The organism is Pseudomonas sp. NPDC086278 (assembly GCF_050280905.1).
Lineage (GTDB): Bacteria > Pseudomonadota > Gammaproteobacteria > Pseudomonadales > Pseudomonadaceae > Aquipseudomonas.
Map to the genome: position 1 here is coordinate 44992 of NZ_JBNNWE010000024.1, position 20214 is coordinate 65205.

20 protein-coding genes are annotated in these 20214 nt (G+C 59.3%); 7 read left to right on the forward strand and 13 right to left on the reverse strand.

All coding sequences use genetic code 11. The annotated features are described in order from the left end of the window. Positions 1–30 precede the first annotated feature (30 nt). Positions 31–852: a class I SAM-dependent methyltransferase gene (locus ACQKP4_RS10265; RefSeq protein WP_427632760.1), complete on the forward strand. Its 822-nt coding sequence runs from the start codon at positions 31–33 to the stop codon at positions 850–852. Between the two features lie 151 nt (positions 853–1003). Here the strand turns inward: ACQKP4_RS10265 and def are convergent, their stop codons facing one another. From def to ACQKP4_RS10280, 3 genes are all read right to left on the reverse strand, one after another. Continuing rightward, entirely contained in the window at positions 1004–1543 is a 540-nt protein-coding gene (gene def / locus ACQKP4_RS10270) for a peptide deformylase (RefSeq protein WP_427632762.1), read from the reverse strand. Between the two features lie 2 nt (positions 1544–1545). Further along, complete coding sequence (locus ACQKP4_RS10275) at positions 1546–2496, reverse strand: YihY/virulence factor BrkB family protein (protein ID WP_427632764.1); 951 nt, start codon at positions 2494–2496, stop codon at positions 1546–1548. 169 nt (positions 2497–2665) lie between these two features. Beyond that, a complete protein-coding gene (locus ACQKP4_RS10280; RefSeq protein ID WP_003227408.1) occupies positions 2666–2857 on the reverse strand; it encodes a CsbD family protein in 192 nt (63 codons plus the stop codon). 200 nt (positions 2858–3057) lie between these two features. On the opposite strand from ACQKP4_RS10280, the gene ACQKP4_RS10285 reads away from it, so the two are divergent. After that, positions 3058–3435, forward strand: coding sequence for a hypothetical protein (locus ACQKP4_RS10285; protein WP_427632766.1), 378 nt, complete (start codon positions 3058–3060; stop codon positions 3433–3435). Positions 3436–3605: 170 nt separating this feature from the next. Here ACQKP4_RS10285 and fadD1 read toward each other — a convergent pair whose 3' ends face one another. Both fadD1 and fadD2 read right to left on the reverse strand, forming a co-directional pair. Then, positions 3606–5306 (reverse strand): long-chain-fatty-acid--CoA ligase FadD1, encoded by a 1701-nt coding sequence (gene fadD1, locus ACQKP4_RS10290; RefSeq protein ID WP_427632767.1) that lies wholly within the window; start codon positions 5304–5306, stop codon positions 3606–3608. Between the two features lie 385 nt (positions 5307–5691). Beyond that, complete coding sequence (gene fadD2 / locus ACQKP4_RS10295) at positions 5692–7380, reverse strand: long-chain-fatty-acid--CoA ligase FadD2 (protein ID WP_427632769.1); 1689 nt, start codon at positions 7378–7380, stop codon at positions 5692–5694. A 245-nt stretch (positions 7381–7625) separates the two neighbouring features. On the opposite strand from fadD2, the gene ACQKP4_RS10300 reads away from it, so the two are divergent. After that, positions 7626–8570 (forward strand): lysophospholipase, encoded by a 945-nt coding sequence (locus ACQKP4_RS10300; protein WP_427632771.1) that lies wholly within the window; start codon positions 7626–7628, stop codon positions 8568–8570. A 41-nt stretch (positions 8571–8611) separates the two neighbouring features. Beyond that, entirely contained in the window at positions 8612–9082 is a 471-nt protein-coding gene (locus tag ACQKP4_RS10305; RefSeq protein ID WP_008151121.1) for a MaoC family dehydratase, read from the forward strand. A gap of 273 nt (positions 9083–9355) precedes the next feature. Here ACQKP4_RS10305 and ACQKP4_RS10310 read toward each other — a convergent pair whose 3' ends face one another. After that, positions 9356–9823 carry a PA2169 family four-helix-bundle protein gene (locus ACQKP4_RS10310; RefSeq protein WP_427632773.1) on the reverse strand — a complete coding sequence of 156 codons (468 nt, stop codon included), beginning with the start codon at positions 9821–9823 and terminating at the stop codon, positions 9356–9358. A gap of 204 nt (positions 9824–10027) precedes the next feature. Here ACQKP4_RS10310 and ACQKP4_RS10315 point away from each other — a divergent pair, with 204 nt between their 5' ends. Beyond that, positions 10028–10264: a DUF3820 family protein gene (locus ACQKP4_RS10315; protein ID WP_010457368.1), complete on the forward strand. Its 237-nt coding sequence runs from the start codon at positions 10028–10030 to the stop codon at positions 10262–10264. A gap of 13 nt (positions 10265–10277) precedes the next feature. Continuing rightward, complete coding sequence (locus ACQKP4_RS10320; protein WP_427632775.1) at positions 10278–11459, forward strand: aminotransferase class V-fold PLP-dependent enzyme; 1182 nt, start codon at positions 10278–10280, stop codon at positions 11457–11459. A gap of 2 nt (positions 11460–11461) precedes the next feature. Here ACQKP4_RS10320 and ACQKP4_RS10325 read toward each other — a convergent pair whose 3' ends face one another. From ACQKP4_RS10325 to zwf, 4 genes are all read right to left on the reverse strand, one after another. Continuing rightward, on the reverse strand, positions 11462–12187 hold the full coding sequence (locus ACQKP4_RS10325) for an intradiol ring-cleavage dioxygenase (protein WP_427632777.1): 726 nt from the start codon (positions 12185–12187) through the stop codon (positions 11462–11464). Positions 12188–12359: 172 nt separating this feature from the next. Then, on the reverse strand, positions 12360–13025 hold the full coding sequence (locus tag ACQKP4_RS10330; protein WP_427632779.1) for a bifunctional 4-hydroxy-2-oxoglutarate aldolase/2-dehydro-3-deoxy-phosphogluconate aldolase: 666 nt from the start codon (positions 13023–13025) through the stop codon (positions 12360–12362). Between the two features lie 17 nt (positions 13026–13042). Continuing rightward, the gene (gene pgl, locus ACQKP4_RS10335) at positions 13043–13756 is read right to left on the reverse strand and encodes a 6-phosphogluconolactonase (RefSeq protein ID WP_427632781.1); all 714 of its coding nucleotides are present in this window, start codon (positions 13754–13756) and stop codon (positions 13043–13045) included. Further along, complete coding sequence (gene zwf / locus ACQKP4_RS10340; protein WP_427632783.1) at positions 13743–15212, reverse strand: glucose-6-phosphate dehydrogenase; 1470 nt, start codon at positions 15210–15212, stop codon at positions 13743–13745. The genes pgl and zwf overlap by 14 nt, the downstream gene beginning before the upstream one ends. Before the next feature lie 226 nt (positions 15213–15438). On the opposite strand from zwf, the gene ACQKP4_RS10345 reads away from it, so the two are divergent. After that, entirely contained in the window at positions 15439–16299 is an 861-nt protein-coding gene (locus ACQKP4_RS10345; protein WP_175649041.1) for a MurR/RpiR family transcriptional regulator, read from the forward strand. A 125-nt stretch (positions 16300–16424) separates the two neighbouring features. Here the strand turns inward: ACQKP4_RS10345 and ACQKP4_RS10350 are convergent, their stop codons facing one another. The 3 genes from ACQKP4_RS10350 to ACQKP4_RS10360 all read right to left on the reverse strand — a co-directional run bounded on the left by ACQKP4_RS10350 (position 16425) and on the right by ACQKP4_RS10360 (position 20128). Next, positions 16425–17279, reverse strand: a complete 855-nt coding sequence (locus tag ACQKP4_RS10350; protein ID WP_427632785.1) for a D-hexose-6-phosphate mutarotase — start codon at positions 17277–17279, stop codon at positions 16425–16427. Between the two features lie 116 nt (positions 17280–17395). Beyond that, positions 17396–18742: a carbohydrate porin gene (locus ACQKP4_RS10355; RefSeq protein ID WP_427632787.1), complete on the reverse strand. Its 1347-nt coding sequence runs from the start codon at positions 18740–18742 to the stop codon at positions 17396–17398. 258 nt (positions 18743–19000) lie between these two features. Then, positions 19001–20128: an ABC transporter ATP-binding protein gene (locus ACQKP4_RS10360; RefSeq protein ID WP_427632789.1), complete on the reverse strand. Its 1128-nt coding sequence runs from the start codon at positions 20126–20128 to the stop codon at positions 19001–19003. Positions 20129–20214: the final 86 nt, after the last annotated feature.

Sequence of the window (20214 nt, forward strand, 5' to 3'; positions counted from 1 at the left end):
GGGTCGACTTCGACTTCCCCGGAATGCTTCATGAAACCTGCTCTCCTCGCCTTGACGTTGACCGCTCTGCTCGCCCCTGCGCTCAGTCAGGCGGCCGACACCCCATCCGTCTCCCCCGAGCAATACGCCAAGGTGCTCAAAGGCACGTGGCGCGTGCCGGAAAACGTGGCACGCGACGGTTACCGACATCCGCAGCAGAGCTTGCAGTTTTTTCGCTTGGCGCCGACGCAAACGGTGATTGAAATCACCCCCGGCAACGGTTGGTACAGCGAACTGCTGGCGCCGCTGCTCAAGGACCATGGGCACTATGTGGCAGCGGTCCAGGCGCCGACAGTCAGTGATTACGCGCGCAAGAGTGAAGAAAAGCTCAAGAGCAAATTCGCCGCCGACCCCGCGCAGTACGCCAAGGCGCAGGTGCTGGAATTCGATCCGACAGCCCCGGCGCTGGGCCAACCCGGTTCGGCGGACACGGTGCTGACCTTTCGCAACGTGCATAACTGGGTACTGGCCGACACGGCCCCGCTGATGTTCGAGGCGTTTTTCAAGGTGCTGAAACCGGGTGGTGTGCTCGGCGTGGTCGATCACCGCGCGAAGGACGGCGCCTCGCTGGAAGACATCAAGCACAGCGGTTACCTGACCACCGATTACGTGGTGAAACTGGCGACCGATGCGGGGTTCAAGCTTGAGGACCAAAGCGAGGTCAATGCCAATCCGAAGGACACCAAGGATTACCCGGAAGGCGTCTGGACGTTGCCGCCCGCACTGACGTTGGGCGACAAGGACAAGGCGAAGTATCTGGCGATTGGCGAGTCTGATCGGATGACGTTGCGGTTCGTCAAGCCCGTGAAATAACCACAACTCAATTATTGTGGGAGCGGGCTTGCTCGCGAAAGCGGAGTGTCATTCAACAACGATGTTGTCTGACACGCCGCTTTCGTCGGAACGCCGCCCGGACCAAGCCCCGCTCCCACATTAGATTTCCCGTATTAGATACAGACTGGTTTCAATCGTCGGCGTTAGGATCCATGTCCGGGAACATGACTTCGGTAAAGCCGAATTTGCTGAAGTCGGTAATCCGCGACGGGTACAACCGGCCGATCAGGTGATCGCATTCATGCTGCACCACCCGCGCATGAAACCCTGAGGCAACGCGCACAATCGGCTGGCCCTTGGGGTCAAAACCTTCGTAGCGAATCTGCTGATAACGATCCACCGCGCCACGCAAACCGGGCACGGACAGGCACCCTTCAAACCCCTCTTCCAGCACCGGGCTCAACGGCGTGATCAATGGATTGATCAGAATCGTCTGCGGTACGGCTTCGGCGTCCGGATAACGTTCGCTGTGCTCGAACCCGAAAATCACCAACTGCAAATCGACGCCGATCTGCGGCGCCGCGAGGCCGACACCACCGACGCTTTCCATGGTCTGGAACATGTCGTCGATCAGTTGCCACAGCTGCGGGCTGTCGAACATCTCGGCCGGCACCGGCGGGGCAATACGCAGCAGGCGTTCGTCGCCCATTTTCAGAATGTAACGGATCATCTTCAGACTTCGTCAGTGGTCGGCTTGATCGAGTGGTCCCGACCCAGTCCCGAAATGTGGTGTTTGTGTTCGCGATCGTGCTCGCCCGGCACTTTCTCGCCGGGGTCCTTGCCCTCACTCGACATGTGTTCGATCACCGCATTCATTTCCGCGCCCAGCAACAGCACCGCAGCGGAAATGTAGAAGTACAGCAACAGGACGATGATCGCGCCGATACTGCCATACATGGCGTTGTAGTTGGCGAAGGTCTTGACGTAAAACGCGAACCCCAAGGACGCAATGATCCACACCACCACCGCCAGCACCGAGCCGGGCGTGATGAAGCGGAACTCCTGCCTGACGTCCGGCATCACGTAATAAATCAGCGCCACGGCCACCATCATCAGGATCACGATCACCGGCCAGCGGGCGATGGTCCACACCGTGACGATGAAGTCTTCGAGCCCGACCTGCGCGGCGATCCAGCCCATCACTTGCGGCCCGAGCACCATCAGCGCGGCAGCGACCAGCAACATCCCGGCGATACCGACGGTGTAGATAATCGACAGCGGAAAGCGCTTCCACAGCGGGCGGCCCTCAACCACGTCATACGCGGCGTTCATCGCGCTCATCATCAGGCGCACGCCGGCCGAGGCGGTGTACAGCGCGATAACGATACCGACCGACAGCAAGCCGCCCTTGGATTGCTGGAGCTGATCGATGACCGGGTTGACCTGTTCCAGCGCCTGAGGCGGCAGCACCAGTTCCGATTGCAGGCGCAGCCAGGAGAAGAAGTCCGGCAGGTGCAGGAAACCGATCAGCGCAATGAGGAAAAGAATGAAGGGAAACAGCGAGAACAACATCTGATAGGCCAGCGCCGAGGCATAGGTCGACATCTCGTCGTCGACGAACTCGGTGACGGTGCGCACCATCACGCGGTGGATGGGCAGGCCTTTCATGTCCGGGAAAATCATTAGCGTCTCCTTTCGCCGCAAAATGGTTGAAGTCGAGGCGACTCAGGGGCCGTTTTTACATCAAAGTAGCCTACTTGGCGACTTTGAAACAATTTCCATGCTCAAGTTCAGGCTGACACAAAAACGGCCATCCGCGGATGGCCGTTTCTGTTGCACATCAAAGGCCGGATCAAGCCTTGTCGACGCCTTTCTTGATCGCGTCCTTGGCTTTGCCCACTGCTTGTTGAGCTTCGCCTTTCTTTTCCTGCACTTTGCCCTCGGCTTGCAGTTTGGTGTTGTCAGTGGCTTTGCCAACGCCTTGCTTGACGTTGCCGACCGCTTCGTTAGCCATGCCTTTTACTTTATCGCCAGTGCTGCTCATGGTGTTTCTCCTGCGAACAAATCAATGAGAAAAGTAGTTACACAAAGATTGACCGGAGGCGTTTGCAGGGAGTTTCATTTATTTTCATCGGGCCTTTTCGTCGATTGCGGCAGGTTGGGCTTTATGTTTGCCGAGCAACCCCCGAGAATGCGCAACGTATTCAGGCCATGGCGCTGAAGATCCAATCCCGTAGGAATGTTATGAAACTCGATAAAAAGCAGGCCATTGCCCGCAGAAACCTGGAACTCGGCGGTGCTGTGCTTGGCGTCAACAACTGCCATTTCACCGAATTGAACCGCAACCGCAACATCTGGTGGTTCGATATCCCGGTGGCGCGCCTGGCCGTGGGTCAATACGAATGGGTTCACCTGCTGATGCACACGCCGGACACCGACGAACTGCTGCATCTGAAGGTGCCGACGGTGTTCCTGCGCGAAAAGCTTGAAGGCCTGGTGGTGCGCAATGAAGGCAAGCGCAAAGCGGCGTTGAGCCTGGAACTGAGCGCGGACAAGGACTCGTACCTGCAGGACATGCGCCCGGCGGGCACCAACGTCAACTTCGCGCCGTTTCGCCTGTAACAGCCATAGCCAAAAGCTTCTCGAGCAAGCCCGCTCCCACAAATTGACCGCATCCTGCCCGCAAGAATGCGCTCAACAGTGGGAGCGGGCTTGCTCGCGAAGGGCACCTGACAGGCAATCAAAATCTGCCAGGCCAAAAAAAGCCCCGCATCTGCGGGGCTTTTTGTTTGTTACGCGCTGACTTTTTTTGCCGCGATTTTCTTCAGTTCTTCGTCGCGCAATTCGCGACGCAGGATCTTGCCGACGTTGGTGGTCGGCAGCGCGTCGCGGAACTCGACCGCACGCGGCACCTTGTAACCCGTGACGTTCGCACGCATGTGCTCCATCACTTGCTCTTTGGTCAGGTTCACGCCCGGTTTGGCGACGATGAAGATCTTGATCGCCTCGCCCGACTTCTCGTCCGGCACACCGATGGCCGCACATTGCAGCACACCGGGCAGCGTCGCGAGCACGTCTTCCAGTTCGTTGGGATACACGTTGAAGCCGGACACCAGAATCATGTCTTTCTTGCGATCGACAATGCGCATGTAGCCATCCGGCTGGATCAGCGCGATGTCACCGGTCTTCAACCAGCCTTCGCTGTCGAGCATTTCGTCGGTGGCTTCCTGACGCTGCCAGTAGCCCTTCATTACCTGCGGACCTTTCACACACAGCTCGCCGATTTCGCCCAGCGGCTGTTCAACGCCGGCATCGTCGATGATTTTGCACAGGGTCGAGGGCACGGGAATGCCGATGGTGCCGATCTGAATGTTCTGAATCGGGTTCACCGTCGCTACCGGGCTGGTTTCGGTCATGCCGTAACCTTCGCAGATGGCGCAACCGGTGACCGCTTTCCAGCGCTCGGCCGCCGCCAGTTGCAGGGCCATGCCGCCGGACAGGGTGACTTTGAGCGCCGAGAAATCCAGCTTGCGGAAGCCTTCGTTATTGCACAGCGCCACAAACAAGGTGTTGAGGCCGACGAAACCGCTGAACTTCCACTTCGACAGTTCCTTGACCATCGCCGGCAAGTCGCGCGGGTTGCTGATCAGGATGTTGTGGTTGCCGATCAGCATCATCGCCATGCAATGAAAGGTGAAGGCATAGATGTGGTACAGCGGCAGCGGCGTGATCAGGATTTCGCAACCTTCGTTGAGGTTGGAGCCCATCAACGCCTTGCACTGCAACATGTTGGCGACGAGGTTGCGGTGGGTCAGCATCGCGCCCTTGGCCACGCCGGTGGTGCCGCCGGTGTATTGCAGAACGGCAACGTCGCCGCTGGCCGGGCTGGCTTCCGCCACTGGCTGGCCGTGACCCTTGCTCAATACGTCGTTGAACTTGACGGCTTTTGGCAAGTGATACGCCGGGACCATCTTCTTCACGTATTTGATGACGCTGTTGATCAGCAGCCGTTTGAGCGGTGGCAGCAGGTCGGCCACTTCGGTGACGATCACGTGTTTGACGCCGGTTTTAGGCACCACGGTCTCGGCCAGATGCGCCATGTTGGCCAGGCAGACCAGGGCTTTGGCACCGGAATCGTTGAATTGGTGTTCCATTTCCCGCGCGGTGTACAGCGGGTTGGTGTTGACCACGATCAGACCGGCGCGAATGGCACCGAAGACGGCGACCGGGTACTGCAACACGTTGGGCAGTTGCACGGCGATTCGATCGCCCGGTTGCAAGTCGGTATGCTGTTGCAGGTACGCGGCAAAGGCACCGGACAATTCGTACAGTTCACCGTAGGTGAGCGTCTTGCCCAGGTTGCTGAATGCCGGTTTGTCGGCGAAGCGTTGGCAGGATTGCTTCAACACTGCCTGAATATTCGGGTACTCGTCTGGATTGATGTCGGCAGCAATCCCGGCAGGGTACTTATCCTTCCAAAAGTCTTCGATCATGGAAGCCCACTCCTCAGCAACGCGAATTCATCACCGCATTTGATGCGATTATTATTGGTGTGTGTTTTTTGTGGTGAGTCTGGCTTTTATACAGGCCGAGAAGTCACAAAGCGCGCCGAGAGTAGCAGCTTTGCCAAGGGTCGACCAGAGCCAAAAACGGCCTCTACGGTCACATTAGTGACTCAAGACTTTGCAGCGGTCATTTTAGAGCAAAAATCCTATACCGCAGTGAAACCCTTGTAAAACCGGGGCTTTCAGCCCGTTAAAAGCGTCGCGGGCAAGCCTCGCTCCTTCAGGTCAGCATCGTTCACAAACGAGTGAAAGACGCGAAACCTGTGGGAGCGTGACTTGCCCGCGATCCGCGCGACGCGCGGCCATTCAACGATTACGCGATATCGCGCAACTCCCGCCGCAAGATCTTGCCCACCGGCGTCATCGGCAACGACTCACGCAACACGATGTGTTTCGGCACTTTGTACGCCGTGAAGTTTTCCTTGCAGTAGGCCTTCAGTTCTTCAAGGCTGACCCCCGATTCGCGCGCCACCACAAACAATTTCACCGCCTCGCCCGAGCGCTCGTCCGGCACGCCGATCACCGCGCAGTTGGCGACTTTCGGGTGGGCCATCACCACGTCTTCGATCTCGTTGGGGTACACGTTGAAACCGGAGACGATGATCATGTCTTTCTTGCGGTCGACGATGCGCACAAAACCGTCCGGGTCGATCACCGCAACGTCGCCCGACTTGAACCAGCCCTCGTCGTCGAGCACTTCGGCGGTGGCTTCAGGTTTCTGCCAGTAGCCCTTCATGACCTGCGGGCCCTTGATGCACAACTCGCCCCGCTCGCCCAGCGGTTGCTCGACACCGTCGTCATTGATGACTTTCAACGTGGTGCCGGGCACCGGCAAGCCGACCGTACCGATCCGCGATTGTTGGCCATACGGGTTGGTACAGGCCACCGGTGAGGTTTCGGTCAGACCGTAACCCTCGGTGATACGGCAACCGGTGAGTTGCTCCCAACGCTCGGCGGTGGCCTTGACCAGCGCGGTGCCGCCGGAGTTGGTCAGTTTGAGGCTGGAGAAATCCAGGGTCTTGAAGTCCGGGTGGTCCATCAGCGCGACAAACAACGTGTTGAGCCCCAGCAACGCCGAGAACCGCCAGTTTTTCAGCTCCTTGATGAAGCCCTTGATGTCGCGCGGATTGGTGATCAGCACGTTGTGGTTGCCGGTCACCATCATGCACATGCAATTCGCCGTGAACGCATAGATGTGATACAGCGGCAGTGGCGCGATCATCACCTCCTGCCCTTCGCGCAACAGTGGCTGACCGTCATCGCCGAACTGCGCGAGACACGCCCGCGCCTGCTGCATGTTTGCCACCAGGTTGCCGTGGGTCAGCATCGCGCCCTTGGCCAGGCCGGTGGTGCCGCCGGTGTATTGCAACACGGCGATGTCGTCGAGGCTGACTTTCAGCGGCTTGACGCCCAGGCCCCGGCCCATGCGCAGCGCGCTCTTGAAGGAAATGGCCTGCGGCAAGGCGTAGTCCGGGACCATTTTCTTGACCTTGCTGACCAGGGTGTTGACCAGCCAGCCTTTGGCGGCGGGCATCAAGTCACCCATTTTCGCTTCGATCAGGTATTGAATATCGGTGTCAGGCAGCACTTCCTGAACCTTCTGCCCGAACATGTTCAGGTACACCAGCGCCCGGACCCCGGAATCCTTGAACTGGTGGCGCATCTCCCGCGCGGTGTACAGCGGGTTGGTGTTGACCACAATCAGCCCGGCGCGCAGCGCACCGAACACGGCAATCGGGTATTGCAGGACGTTGGGCATCTGCACCGCGATGCGATCCCCCGGCACCAGGTCGGTGTGGGTTTGCAGGTAACCGGCGAACGCCAGGCTCTGACGTTCCAGTTCGGCGTAGGTCAGGGTTACGCCCATGTTGCTGAATGCCGGGCGGTCAGCAAATTTCTTGCAGGAACGTTCGAACACCTCGATCACCGACTTAAAGGCCCCAAGATCGATGTCCAGGGGCACGCCGGCCGGGCGTTTGTCATTCCAGAAATCAGGTTGCATTGTTCTTGTCCTCTTTACCTGAACCTATCCGGGGCCGCTGTTCTGTCCTTCCTTAAAACAAAAGCGAAGAGCGGGGCTTCACGGACACTAGCAGTTATGGCGAATCAGGCAAATACGGCCAGCAGCGTCATTGACCGTGTGAATCTTCCTGCCGTGGCGCGACCTGATCAGACGGCGCGCGCGGGATGCGCTATACAATGCAACCCACGCCCATGCCACATGCAGCCCAATGCAAAGGAATCGCCATGATCCACGACACCTTCTGGCTGACCGCGAGTGATCGCAGCCGCCTCTTCGTCAACCAGTGGCTGCCCGCCTCGCCTTTGAAAGCCGTAATTCTGCTGGCCCATGGCATGGCTGAACACAGCGGTCGCTACGCCCGACTGGCGCAAACATTTTGTGAACAGGGTTACGGCGTTTACGCACCGGACCTGCGTGGACACGGCAAAACGGCCGAAAACGGCACCCTCGGGCATTTCGCCGACAACGATGGCTGGGGCAAAGTCGTCGGTGATCTGGCCAGCCTCAACCAACATATCGGCCAGCAACATCCCGGCGTGCCAATCGTCTTGCTCGGTCACAGCATGGGCAGCTATATCGCCCAGGCGTATCTGTTGCATCACAGCGCCAGCCTGCACGGCGCGGTGCTCAGCGGCTCCAACTTCCAGCCCGTGGCGCTTTATCGCGCGGCGCGGCAGATCGCTCGGCTGGAACGACTGCGACAGGGGCCGAAGGGGCGCAGCGCCCTGATCGAATGGCTGTCGTTCGGCTCCTTCAACAAGAAATTCAAACCGGCGCGCACGCGGTTCGACTGGCTCAGTCGCGACCCGGCCGAAGTCGATCTCTACGCCAACGACCCGCTCTGCGGTTTTCGCTGCACCAATCAGCTGTGGATCGATTTGCTCGGCGGCTTGCAGCAAATCAGCAAAGCGTCCAATCTCGCGCAGATCGATCCGGGCCTGCCCCTGCTGGTGATTGGCGGCGAATGTGATCCGGTGAGCGAAGGCAAACGTCTGAACGATCTGGCCGACGCGTTACGCGAAGCCGGAAGCCAGAGCCTGCAACTGACGATCTACCCGCAGGCGCGGCACGAACTGTTCAACGAAAGCAACCGCGATGAAGTGATCCGCGATGTGCTGAGCTGGATCGACCAGGCGCTGAGCCACCGTCGGCCCGCCCGAACCGAATAGTTTTTTGTGGATTTTTTAATTCGTCACAGGAATCGAGACAGATGACCCAGGTTACCAACACCCCTTACGAAGCCCTCGAAGTCGGCCAGACCGCCAGCTACAGCAAGACCGTCGAAGAGCGCGACATTCAACTGTTCGCCGCCATGTCCGGTGACCACAACCCGGTGCACCTGGACGCCGAGTTCGCCGCCGGCACCATGTTCAAGGAACGCATCGCCCACGGCATGTTCAGCGGTGCGCTGATCAGTGCGGCAGTGGCGTGCGAGCTGCCTGGGCCCGGAACCATTTATATCGGCCAGCAGATGAGCTTCCAGAAACCGGTGAAGATCGGTGACACCCTGACCGTGCGCCTGGAAATCCTCGAAAAACTGCCGAAGTTTCGCGTGCGCATCGCCACTCGCGTGTTCAACCAGCGTGACGAGTTGGTGGTGGATGGCGAAGCGGAAATTCTGGCACCGCGCAAACAGCAGACCGTAACGCTGCCAACCTTGCCGGCGATCAGCATCGGCTGACGCACCGCTCCCCTGTGGTGAGGGGGCTTGCCCCTGTGGTGAGGGGCTTGCGTGGTGAGGGGGCTTGCGTGGTGAGGGGGCTTGCCCCCGTTGGACGCAAAGCGTCCCAAATCGGCAACCCAGTCATCTCAGGCACAAAGATTGGGCGGGGGCTTCACGACTGCTACGTGACTAAGCGCAAGCAAGTTCCCTCACCACAGTGATCAGCCGCGCCAAACGGCGCGCATAAAAAACGCCAGATCGACTGGCGTTTTTTTTACCGGCTACGAACGCTTACGAGCGTGCGCGAGCCTGGTTACGCAGGGCTTTGACCTGATCGTGGTTGCGTTGCACGCCGTGGTACTGACTCTCAACCAGATCACGAATGCCCACCAGGTTGTGCTTGTCGATTTTCTCGAGGGCTGCTTTATAAGCCTTCAACGCGTGGTCTTCACCCCGTTCGGCTTCGTTCAACACAGCCTCTTCATCCTTGCCGGTGAACATGGCTTTCACGTCAACCCAGCGACGGTGCAGGTCACCGCTGACACTGGTCGACGTTTCAGGGTCACCGCCCAATTGACGCACCGCACTCTGCAATGCCGCAGCGGCAGCCGCGCAGTCGGCAGAGCGCGTGATGAACAGGGTTTTCAGTTCCGGATGCTTGATGTCTTCAGCGCAAGTCTTGAACCCTTCCTGACCGTCCTTGCTGGTTTCAATCAGGTCGTTGAGTACAGAGATCGCTTCTTTATTCATGTCGGTCATTTTTCAATTCCTTGCGGGGTTGATGAAAGATGCAATAGCTATTGCACCGTGCATGCCAGCTTTGAATTGAATAATTAATTGTTATTTTTCAACCACTTAACTTTATCGTCAAAATCTGTATCCGCTTTTTTTGCATGATCTGTCAATTGGCCTGCATGCAGAATGCCTGTATTTTCCAGACTTACCGAACCAGACGACCGATAGATGAACCCTGAAAAGCTCGAACTGTTGATCACCCGTGAAATGCCCTTCGGCAAATACAAAGGCCGAATCATTGCCGACTTGCCTGGCCAGTACCTGAACTGGTTCGCCCGGGAAGGTTTCCCCCATGGCGAACTGGGCGGCTTGCTGGCGCTGATGCAGGAGATCGATCACAACGGCCTGTCGGACCTGCTGGAACCGCTGCGCGCCAAACATGGCAAACCCGCCCCGCGTCACTGAAACCGAGTAGCCCGTGCCTGATAACACCCTGCGCACCCGCGATGAACATTTCTGGAAAACCTTCGCCGACCGGTACGCCGTCCAGCCCGGTCCGATCAACCTGGAAAACGGTTACTTCGGGCGCATGTCACGCACGGTGGTCGAGGACTACCAGCGCAATATCGAATTCATCAATCGCAGTAACTCGGTGTATGTACGCCAGCGTTTCGAGCAGGTCGAAAGCGTCGAAATCCGCGCGCAACTCGCTGAACTGATCGGCGCCGCCGCCGAAACGGTCGCCTTCACCCGCAACGCGTCGGACGGCTTGCAATCGTTGATCCGCAATTACAATCGCCTGCAACCGGGCGATCAGGTGCTGATCTGTGATCTGGAATACGACACGGTCAAAGGCGCGATGCGCTGGCTAGCCAAGCAGCGCGGCGCGCAAGTGATCGAGATTGATCACCCGCACCCGGCCAGTTTCGACAGTTTGCTGGCCACCTACCGCGATGCGTTCGTGCGCTATCCGAAGCTCAAACTGATGGCCCTGACACACGTCACCCATCGCACCGGCCTGGTCATGCCCGTGCAGGCTATCGCGGCAGCGGCCAAGGAACACGGAGTCGACGTGATCCTCGACGGCGCCCACGCCTTGGGTCAACTCGACTTCAATCTTGAAGAACTCGGCATCTCCTTTGCCGGCTATAACCTGCACAAATGGATCGGAGCCCCCCTGACCCTGGGCTTCATGTACATCGCCCCCGAGCGTTTGGCTGACATCGACCCGGACATGGGCGAGATGCATTTCCCGGTGACCGACATTCGCGCGCGCACGTCGTACAGCACACCGAACATCCCGGCGTTGCTGACCCTGCCGCTGGTGTTCGAGGAGCATCACGCGATGGGCGGTTCCAAGGCCAAAGGCGCGCGGCTCAGTTACTTGCGCAACCTGTGGGTCCGCGCGGCTCGGGAGTTACCGGGCATCGAAGTCATGACCCCGGATGACCCGCGCCTGTATTGCGGCATTACCTCGATGCGCTTTACCCGCCACGCCGATCAACAGGCAATGGCCGAGCGGCTGCTCGACGACTACAACCTGTTCACCGTGGTCCGCAGCGGCGCGGCGAGCGGGCCGTGCATTCGCATCACGCCGGGGCTGACCACCACCGCCGCCGACATGGACTTGCTGGCCCGGGCGCTGACCGAACTGCGCTGACGTCAAACCGTGTACTGGCCGAAGTCCTCGGGCTTGATGTGCGTCGACGCGGCGAACGTGTCGATGCCGATGGTCGTGTGCCCGAAGAAGCCATCCTCATTCGAGTCTCGACCGAGGGTATGAACGGTCAATGTCGAGGCGTCGCCGCCCTGATGCCGAAAATAAAAGTCTTCGTGGTTGGGCAGCGACGCAATGGAGCGACCGCCGTACTCGCGGGTATTCAGCACCGAGCGCGAAGCAACTTCGGGAAAGTACAGCTGACCGACCCAGGCAACGTGGCGCTCTTCCAGAAAGTTGTTGCCCGAGGTAATGCGCACCGCGACATGTATGTGCAAGGCACGACCGGCATAGAACCCTGGGTAGACCGTGGTAAACCGCACGATGCCTTTTTTATCGGTGAATTGCCCGCCACGCAGGTAAGTGTCGTCATCCGTGCGCGGGATCGACCCGATGTCAGCGGCATCGACGTCCTTGTCCGGATCAAGCTTGCTCCAGCCCGAGTACACACCGCGCGCGTTGCAATGCCAGATATCGACCAGGGCGCCCGTGACCGGCTGACCGGTCATGGCATCGACGATGGCCAGGCGTAGCACCAAGGGAATGCCATCGGCGCTTTCGCTGATGTTGCGTCGAATCAACTTGGGGTTTCTGAAAAACGGGCCGGCAATCTGCTCGGGTGACAGCAGGTAAACCGGTGATGAAGGTGCAACCGAGGTGTTGTCGTCCATGACGTTCTCTCTTCCATAAGATGAACGCAGGTTAACGCGGGTCGAGCGGCGCGATGCGGTATCTATGTATCGCATGCCGCTCCCACAGGTTTTTTTCGGGCAAAAAAAACGGTGCACCGACCAAGCGCACCGAAAAGCCGTAGAACACACAACGAAGTGTTGGTTGAAGCGATCAGTCCAGCAGCGCCAAAGCCTCGGCGGTGCATTCCTGAATGCGGGCCCAGTCGCCGTTCTTGATCCACTCAGGGTCAAGCATCCAGCTACCGCCCACGCACATCACGTTTTTCAACGCCATGTAGCTTTTGATATTGGCCGGGCTGACACCGCCAGTCGGGCAGAATTTGACCTCACCGAACGGGCCGCCGAGGGCTTTGATGGCCGCAACGCCGCCGCTGACTTCCGCCGGGAACAGCTTGAAGCGGCGATAACCCAGGCCATAGCCTTCCATGATCCCGGAAGCATTGCTGATGCCGGGCAACAGCGGAATCGGGCTGTCGACGCTGGCTTCGAGCAGGTCACGGGTAATGCCTGGCGTGACGATGAATTGCGAACCGGCCGCTTCGGCGGCGGCGAGCATGTTGCGATCGAGCACCGTGCCGGCACCGGTCATCAGTTCCGGACGCTGCTCGCGCAGGATCTGAATGGCCTTGAGGCCGAACTGCGAACGCAGGGTCACTTCCAGGGCGGTCAGACCACCGGCGGCCAGGGCGTCGGCCAGTGGCAGCACGTCCTGTTCGCGGGCGATGGTGATCACCGGCAGAATCCGCGCCTTGGCGCAGAGGCTGTCGATCAGGGCAACTTTGTCCGCCATGGAAACGGTCGGGGATGGATTTTTCATAGCGGCTGATCCTTGGCTCATGGGCACCAGTAAATCTCTAACGTAGGTTGCAGAAACGCGCGAATCGGCATGGCGGCGACATCGTCACCGGCCAATGCGGCACTCAAAGTAGTCAGCTTGGACTGACCGGAAATCGATAAAACAGTGGTTTTGGCCGAAGCCAGCAGCGCACGACTCATGGTCAGGCGCTGATGCGGCACGGTCGGCGCCAGCATCGGGTAGCAACGGCGGGTGCCGTCGATGTTCAAGGCGTCGCTCAGGTTCGGGCTGTTCGGGAACAGCGACGCGGTGTGACCGTCGTCGCCCATGCCCAGCACCAGCACGTCGATGGCGGGCAGTTCCGCCAGCAAGCGGTCAGCCTGCTCCGCCGCCAGTTCCAGGTTGGCAGTGGCGCTGTAAAGGCTCAGAAACTTTGCCTTGGCCGCCGGACCTTGCAACAGGTAACGCTTGAGCAGACCGGCATTGCTGTCGGCGTGTTCAACCGGCACCCAACGCTCGTCAGCCAGGGTGATCACGACCTTCGACCAGTCCAGTGGCTGTTTGGCCAGGTGCTGGAAAAACGCCACCGGGCTGCGACCGCCGGACACCACCAGCGTCGCGGTGCCCGAGGCCACAATGGCCTCGCCCAGTTGTTTGGCAACATCCAGGGCCAGGCCTTCCGCCAGCAGCACCGGGTTTTTGAACGCATGAGCGCTGACGCCCTGCGGCAGTTGCAAATCAGATATCGCCATACCAAGACCTCCCATCCCGCGTGATCAGAGCAATGGAGCTCATCGGTCCCCAGGACCCGGCCGCGTACGGCTTGGGCGCGTCACCGGATTTTTTCCACCCGGCGATCAACTGGTCACACCACTTCCACGCGGCTTCGATTTCATCTTTACGGACAAACAGGTTCTGATTGCCGCGCATTACTTCCAGCAACAACCGCTCGTAGGCATCGGGAATCCGCGCGCTGCGATAGGTGTCGGAAAAATTCAGCTGCAACGGACCGCTGCGCAGCTGCATGCCCTTGTCCAGGCCTTGTTCCTTGGTCATCACACGCAAGGAAATACCTTCGTCCGGTTGCAGGCGAATGATCAGCTTGTTGCTGATTTGCAGGCGCTGCTCGGGGGCGAAGATGTAGTGCGACGGTTCCTTGAAGTGGATGACGATCTGCGACAACTTTTGCGGCATGCGCTTGCCGGTACGCAGGTAAAACGGCACGCCGGCCCAGCGCCAGTTGCGGATGTCGGCTCGCAGGGCGACGAAGGTTTCGGTGTCGCTCTGCGTATTCGAGTTCGGCTCTTCGAGGTAGCCCGGCACGGATTTGCCTTCGCTGTAACCGGCGATGTACTGGCCGCGCACCACCTGTGTGGTCAGGCCCTCAGGGCTGATCGGCGCCAGTGCCTTGAGCACTTTGACTTTCTCGTCGCGGATGCTGTCGGCGGACAGGTCGGCCGGCGGGTCCATGGCGATCAGGCAGAGCAGTTGCAGCAGGTGATTCTGGATCATGTCCCGCAGCTGGCCGGCCTTGTCGAAGTAACCCCAGCGGCCTTCGATGCCGACCTTCTCGGCCACGGTGATTTCCACGTGGGAGATGTAATTCTGGTTCCACTGGGTTTCGAACAGGCTGTTGGCGAAACGTAGGGCGATGAGGTTTTGAACGGTCTCTTTGCCCAGGTAGTGGTCGATGCGGTAGGTCCGGTTCTCCGGGAAGAACTGCGCCACCGCGTCGTTGACCTTGCGCGAGGATTCGAGGTCGGAACCGATGGGTTTTTCCAGCACTACGCGGGTGTTTTCGGCCAGGCCGACTTTCGCCAGGTTCTCGCAGATTGCCCCGTAAACGGCAGCCGGCGTGGCGAAATAGGCGATCACCCGTTGCGCGGTGCCGGCCAGTTCGGCCAGGGCGACGTAATCGTCAGCCTTGAGGAAATCGACGTGCAGGTAGGTCAGGCGGGCCAGGAAACGTTCGAGGACGGCTTCGTCCAGCTCTTTGGCACCGACATAACGGCGCAGCTCGGAGGTGATGAATGCCAGGTGTTCTTGCTCGCTGCCGGGTTCACGGGCCAGCGCGATGATCCGCGTGTCCTCGTGCAACAGGCCTGCGCCATCGAGTTGATAGAGGGCAGGAAACAGCTTGCGCAGGGCCAGATCGCCGAGGGCGCCGAACAAGGCAAAGGTGCACGGTTCAACCGTAATCGAAGGCATGATGTTTGTTCTTTTATCAAGTTAAGCTACAAATACCTTTTTTCAAGGCATCGCTCAAGAGAAAATGTAGTAATAACCACAACATTTTCGCAAAATACAGATTCCGAGTGGTGGTCGGTCGGAGCCATCAGTAGGATAGGCCACCGTTTGGGGCCGCATCAAAGGCCCTTTTGGCATAGCCGAACTCTAATTTGCGCAGCTGACCCAAGGAACATATATGGACCGCGTGCGAAATTTACTGGAACAAATCCAGAATCGCCTTGAAGACCTGAACAAGGCGGAACGCAAAGTTGCCGAAGTGATCCTGCTCAACCCACAGCAGGCCACCCGATTCAGCATCGCCGCCCTCGCCCAGGCCTCCAAGGTCAGCGAGCCGACGGTCAACCGTTTCTGCCGTTCGTTCGGCGTCAGCGGCTACCCGGAACTCAAGCTGCAACTGGCGCAGAGCCTGGCCAGCGGCGCGGCGTATGTCAGCCGTGCGGTCGAGGCCGATGACAATCCCGAGGCGTACACCAAGAAGATTTTCGGCAGCGCCATCGCTTCGCTGGACAGTGCGTTGCAGGCGCTGGACCCGAACCTGATCAGCCGCGCTGTCGACCTGTTGATCCAGGCGCGGCAGATCCACTTCTTCGGCCTCGGCGCTTCGGCCCCGGTGGCGCTTGATGCACAGCACAAGTTCTTCCGCTTCAACCTGGCCGTCACCGCCCATGCCGACGTGTTGATGCAGCGCATGATTGCCTCGGTGGCGCACACCGGCGAGTTGTTCGTGATCATTTCCTACACTGGCCGCACCCGCGAACTGGTGGAAGTGGCGCGCATCGCCCGGGAGAACGGTGCTTCGGTGCTCGGCTTGACCGCTGAAGGCTCGCCGTTGGCCAAGGCCAGTACGCTGAGCCTGAACATTCCGCTGCCGGAAGACACCGACATCTACATGCCGATGACCTCGCGGATTATTCAACTGACTGTGCTGGATGTGCTGGCGACCGGCATGACCTTGCGCCGTGGCGTGGATTTCCAGCCGCATTTGCGCAAGATCAAAGAGAGCTTGAATGCGAGCCGGTATCCGGTGGGGGATGAGTTTAATTAACCCCGCATCTTTATTGTCTGCCCGGCCTATTCGCGAGCAAGCCCGCTCCCACACTTGGAATGCGATCCCCCAGTGGGAGCGGGCTTGCTCGCGAAGGGGCCGGTGAAACCACTGAATATCCCGGACTAAACCCCAACCCGCGCCTGCAAACTCAAGTGGGCCTTCTGCCCCGGCGCCAGGCTCATGCTATCGGTGCCACCGCTCGCCGCTTCCACACACACGAACTCTGAAATCTCATTCCAGCTCACCCCCAACAGGGGTCGCGTGCCCGGATGCCAGACCACCGTGTCCGCATCGTCACCGGTGTCGATACACAACTCGCGTTGCCAGGCGTGGTCCTTGAGCTGTAATTCGCCGTCATGCTGAAACACCCGCTGACAGCCGCCGTCCACCCGCAACTCACCTTCCTGCTGACAGCTCTGGCGGTTCAACTGATCGTAACCCTGCGCGCCATCGAGCCCGGACAGCGCTATCTCACCGACATCACCAATACGCCAGTAAGCGTGCAATGCCTGACTCAATTGGCACGGCAGGCTGTCCTGATGCTCGGTGCTCAGGCGCAAATCCATGCGTTCGCCAAGGTGCGCGTGCAGGTCCACTTGCCAGTCACACAACTGCAGTTGCCAATGCAGGCGCACGCCCTCGTCGTCGCTGCTGCTGTCGATGAGCTTCCAGTCGATCAGCCGCGCCCAACCGTGAGACGGCCACGCGTTTTCGCTGGGATGACGGCCATACCACGGCCAACAGACCGGCACGCCGCCGCGAATCGCCCCGACATGTGGCCACTTCGCCGCGCACCAGAGCCAAGGCTTCTGGCCCGTCGGCTGGAAGTGCAGCAATTGCGCGCCCTGCCGGCTGAACACCGCCTGACACAGCGGATGATCGATCACCAGCACGTCGCGCTTCTGATAGCGCTCCCACGCAAACAGCGGTCGTTCGCGCAAGGATTTGAAGAAGCGTTGTAGCGGATGCTCATGCATGTGCCGAGGTTCCGAAAATCGTCTGTCACCCGGGGGTGCGCCATCCCCAAAAAAAAGCGGACAGCCTGGGCTGTCCGCAAATATGCGCACATAGAGAGGAGCTTATAGCAACAGCGTTAGAACACGGACTGAATTTTCAGGCCGGCCACCAGCGCGTTATCTACTTCATCCACACCGCCCGGGTGAGTGATGTATTGCAGGTTAGGACGTACGGTCAGCCAGTTGGTGACGTGGAAGCCGTAGTTGATCTCGTAGTTGTACTCGGTGGTACGCAGTGGCGAGTACAGCGGATTGTCGTAGTCGTTGACGCCATTGGAATCGTTGACCAGCTCAGCGTTTTTCTTCACGTCATCGTTGACGTGGATACGGGCAAAACCGATCCCGACGTCATCTTTCGGACGCGCGTCGAACGGGCCTTTGTACACAAACATCAGCGACTGGTAGTTGTCGATGAAGTTGGTGTCCTTGTCGTGGAACGTGGCGTTGGCCGCAACGTTCAGGCCGCGAGACTTGTCACCGTTGTGGCTGGTAAGTTGTTGTTGTGCCACGAACCAGTAGCCGTGCTTGCTGCTTTGGGTGCGATACGGGTTGCCGGTCGTTGCCGCGTCGTTGCCGTTGTCGTCCTTGAGGACGTCATTGGCGCTCGCCGTGCTTTTGTAGTAACCGACACGGTATTCGCCCGGCAGGTTGTTCGGGTTAGGCAACCAGACCAGTTCGACTGGCAGGACGGTGCCGGCAGTGCCGCTGCCACTGAGCTTGAAGCCGTTGCCGTGTTCCAGTTGCGACGGGTTCTGGTTGTACGCGCCGATCTGCGCATAGAACTCAGGCGAGATGTTGTACTTCACGCGGATCGCGGCCTGGCTGACGGGCCAGTTGTACCAGATGTTGGTTGCCCAGTTGCCCACTTGGGAACCGCAGAACGCCAGGTTCTGGAACTCGCAAGGGAAGGTGTTGAAGTCTTCGCCTTCGCCGAAGTAACCGGCCTTGACGTCCAGTTTGCCGTCGAGGAACTGGTGTTTGATCCACAACTGGGTCAGACGGACCATGTGACCACGGCCGTAGACTTCTTGAGAGGAACTCAAGGTGCCGGCACGCGGGTCGCCGACGCGGTCGTTGGAGATGTTTTCGCCGTTACGGTTGGTGAGCTGGATCTTGGCCTGGGTGTTATCCCAGCCCAGCAGTTTTTGCAGGTCCAGCGCCGCACCCAGGCCAAACTGGTCGGAGTAACGCGCCGTCTTGTCGTTGTTGTAGCCGCCGTGAAGGTTGCCGCCCACTTCACCGACGTAGTCCATCTTGATGTCGACACCCTGCTCGATCAGCTTGGTGCGCTCGCCACCCCAATCGCCCGTCATCCACTCGGAATCGGAGCTGAACGCGTCAGCCGCGTGCACGCTACCGGCCAGCATCATTGCCGCAACGGCCGACAACTGGCAGATAAGCTGAGCGTTGTTGTTCTTCTTCATCCCTACATCCTCGTTTTATTGTTATTAACTGTTTTTATCTAACGCGGTTACATCAGCTGTACCGGGCGACAGGCCGCCTGGCACATATCCCCTTGCGGGAGCGGCTGTTGTGGCGAGGGGCTTGCCCCGTTCGGCTGCAAAGCAGTCGTAAAACCATCACCCCTTCATAAGGTCGCGGTGACTGATTTCAGGGGCGCTTCGCACCCCAACGGGGGCAAGCCCCCTCGCCACAAAGGCTCGTTCCCACATTTTTGATCTTCAGCGGCCTTTGAACTGGGCCACGTTGGCGCTGTGGCGCTCGGTTTTTGGCTGACCAGCCACCCCCAGTCGCTCCCCGGTCTTGGCATCGAACAACAGCACTTTCGATGGATCGAATTGCAGGGTCAGGGTCTCGCCCACGGCCGGTGCAACGTCTGGCGCCAGTCGGCAGCAGACTTTGGTTTCGTTCAGGTTGACGAACACCAGGGTGTCCGGACCGGTCGGCTCGGTGACCTGGACTTCGGCGCGAATGGTCGGCAAACCATTGGGCTCGCTGCCTGCCAGTACGATCTGTTCCGGGCGCAGGCCGAGAATCACTTCACGGTCTTCGAGACCGGCATCCTGCATGCCCAGCGGCAACTCGCAACGCGCCTGGCCGCTGTCGAGCAAGGCGAGCAGACGACCGTCCTTGCGCTGCAAACGCAAAGGAATGAAGTTCATCGGCGGCGAGCCGATGAAGCTCGCCACAAACAGGTTGGCCGGGTTGTTGTAGATGTCTTTCGGCGTGCCGAACTGCTGGATGATCCCGTCCTTCATCACCGCCACTTTGTCGCCCAGCGTCATGGCTTCGATCTGGTCGTGGGTCACGTAGACCGTGGTGGTCTTCAGGCGTTGGTGCATCAGTTTCATTTCGGTGCGCATCTCGACGCGCAGCTTGGCGTCGAGGTTGGACAGCGGTTCGTCGAACAGGTAAATCTTCGGCCGACGCGCCAGGGCACGGCCCATGGCTACACGCTGTTGCTGACCACCGGAGAGTTGGCCGGGTTTGCGGTTCAGCAAATGTTCGATCTGCAACAGCTTGGACACGCGCGCCACTTCCGCTTCGATATCGGCGGCGGGCATTTTGCGGATCTTCAAGCCGAAGGCGATGTTCTCGCGCACGCTCATGGTCGGGTACAGCGCGTAGGACTGGAACACCATGGCGATGTCGCGATCTTTCGGGCTCATGCCGCTGACGTCCTGGTCATCGATCATGATCGCGCCGCCGGTGATGGTCTCCAGGCCGGCGATGCAGTTCATCAGGGTCGACTTGCCGCAGCCCGAAGGCCCGACGAGGATCAGGAACTCACCGTCCTTGATCGATAGATCGATGTCCTTGAGGGTGTCCGGCAAGCCCGGAGAAAGCAAAGGAGCGCCAATGGTATTGATTCTTATTGCCCGTGTAAAACCCCCATGACGAACGAAACATTAAAAACCGTAAGGGCAAATTGTAA

What these genes read in the sequence shown, in the direction of transcription:
- fadD1 (WP_427632767.1), bottom strand. Translation starts at nt 5,306, where the DNA reads ATGATCGAAGACTTTTGGAAGGATAAGTACCCTGCCGGGATTGCTGCC.
- ACQKP4_RS10330 (WP_427632779.1), bottom strand. Translation starts at nt 13,025, where the DNA reads ATGAAAAATCCATCCCCGACCGTTTCCATGGCGGACAAAGTTGCCCTG.
- ACQKP4_RS10305 (WP_008151121.1), top strand. Translation starts at nt 8,612, where the DNA reads ATGACCCAGGTTACCAACACCCCTTACGAAGCCCTCGAAGTCGGCCAG.
- ACQKP4_RS10315 (WP_010457368.1), top strand. Translation starts at nt 10,028, where the DNA reads ATGAACCCTGAAAAGCTCGAACTGTTGATCACCCGTGAAATGCCCTTC.
- def (WP_427632762.1), bottom strand. Translation starts at nt 1,543, where the DNA reads ATGATCCGTTACATTCTGAAAATGGGCGACGAACGCCTGCTGCGTATT.
- ACQKP4_RS10310 (WP_427632773.1), bottom strand. Translation starts at nt 9,823, where the DNA reads ATGACCGACATGAATAAAGAAGCGATCTCTGTACTCAACGACCTGATT.
- ACQKP4_RS10285 (WP_427632766.1), top strand. Translation starts at nt 3,058, where the DNA reads ATGAAACTCGATAAAAAGCAGGCCATTGCCCGCAGAAACCTGGAACTC.
- ACQKP4_RS10350 (WP_427632785.1), bottom strand. Translation starts at nt 17,279, where the DNA reads ATGCATGAGCATCCGCTACAACGCTTCTTCAAATCCTTGCGCGAACGA.
- fadD2 (WP_427632769.1), bottom strand. Translation starts at nt 7,380, where the DNA reads ATGCAACCTGATTTCTGGAATGACAAACGCCCGGCCGGCGTGCCCCTG.
- pgl (WP_427632781.1), bottom strand. Translation starts at nt 13,756, where the DNA reads ATGGCGATATCTGATTTGCAACTGCCGCAGGGCGTCAGCGCTCATGCG.
- ACQKP4_RS10265 (WP_427632760.1), top strand. Translation starts at nt 31, where the DNA reads ATGAAACCTGCTCTCCTCGCCTTGACGTTGACCGCTCTGCTCGCCCCT.
- ACQKP4_RS10280 (WP_003227408.1), bottom strand. Translation starts at nt 2,857, where the DNA reads ATGAGCAGCACTGGCGATAAAGTAAAAGGCATGGCTAACGAAGCGGTC.
- ACQKP4_RS10325 (WP_427632777.1), bottom strand. Translation starts at nt 12,187, where the DNA reads ATGGACGACAACACCTCGGTTGCACCTTCATCACCGGTTTACCTGCTG.
- ACQKP4_RS10275 (WP_427632764.1), bottom strand. Translation starts at nt 2,496, where the DNA reads ATGATTTTCCCGGACATGAAAGGCCTGCCCATCCACCGCGTGATGGTG.
- ACQKP4_RS10300 (WP_427632771.1), top strand. Translation starts at nt 7,626, where the DNA reads ATGATCCACGACACCTTCTGGCTGACCGCGAGTGATCGCAGCCGCCTC.
- ACQKP4_RS10355 (WP_427632787.1), bottom strand. Translation starts at nt 18,742, where the DNA reads ATGAAGAAGAACAACAACGCTCAGCTTATCTGCCAGTTGTCGGCCGTT.
- zwf (WP_427632783.1), bottom strand. Translation starts at nt 15,212, where the DNA reads ATGCCTTCGATTACGGTTGAACCGTGCACCTTTGCCTTGTTCGGCGCC.